This is a genomic window from Paenibacillus senegalensis JC66, from assembly GCF_000285515.1.
GTDB classification, from domain to species: domain Bacteria; phylum Bacillota; class Bacilli; order Paenibacillales; family NBRC-103111; genus Paenibacillus_L; species Paenibacillus_L senegalensis.
The window spans coordinates 1-1,080 of the sequence record NZ_CAES01000133.1 but is presented as its reverse complement, the minus strand read 5'-3'; the positions used below and the strand labels follow the sequence as shown (position 1 = coordinate 1,080).

1 pseudogene is annotated in these 1,080 nt (G+C 49.4%); it reads left to right on the top strand.

Annotation, left to right across the window (positions count from 1 at the left end):
* Positions 1–64: 64 nt before the first annotated feature.
* A pseudogene (locus PSHG_RS25975) lies at positions 65–1,080 on the top strand (IS3 family transposase); the annotation flags it as partial.

Here is a 1,080-nt window from a genome sequence, read left to right as displayed (position 1 = left end):
AAAAAGTAGACATGGAGAACCGAGAATCGGGTAAAATGAACCTATCCAAATTCGAGGTGCTAACATGACGAAAAAATATGATAAAGAATTTAAACTGCAAACGATTCAGATGATCCAGGAAGAAGGAAAGGCGGTGGCGCAGGTCGCCCGCGAACTGGGGATAAGCGACAACACCCTGTATCGTTGGATGGCGGAATACAAGCAAGACGGCGCACAGGCCTTTCCAGGCAGTGGACAACTGAAAGCCGACGATAAGGCAATGAGAGACCTTCAGAAACGCATTCGTGATCTGGAAGAGGAGAACGACATCTTAAAAAAGGCGATGCACTACTTCGCCAAAGACCGGCGCTGATCTATACCTTCATTCACGATCATCGCTTCAAGTGCCGAGTCTCGAAGATGTGCGAAGCCTTTGGTGTATCCCGAAGCGGCTATTACAAATGGACCAAGCGAAAAGCCAGCAAACGTGAAAAGCGACGTCACGAGCTGGAGCGGCGGATCCGTCGTATCTTTCTGGAATCCCGTCGATTATATGGAAGCCCCAAAGTAGCAAAAGAACTTCATAAGCAGGGCATACGTGTGTCCGAGAAAACGGTCGCTCGGATTATGAAGGAGTTGGGTTTACGCTCTCGCACGGTGAAGAAATACAAGGCCACAACAAATTCGAAGCACAACCTGCCTGTCCAAGAGAACGTGTTGAACCGCGAGTTTAATCCGTCAGCTCCAAACAAGGCTTGGGTGGCTGATATTACGTATATCCCGACCGATGAGGGCTGGCTGTACCTGGCGAGCATCATGGACCTGTACAGTCGTAAAATCGTTGGATTTCACATGGATGAGCGAATGACGAAAGAACTGGTGCTAACGGCGCTGGACCGTGCCCACAGCCAGCAGCGACCACGCGGTGAGGTACTGCATCATTCGGACCGTGGCAGTCAGTATGCTTCTCATGACTACCAAGTGCGACTACGTACCTATAAAATGAAAGGCAGTATGAGCCGTAAAGGGAACTGTTACGATAACGCGTGCATCGAATCGTTCCACAGTGTGCTTAAAAAGGAACTCGTCTACTTGGAAAAA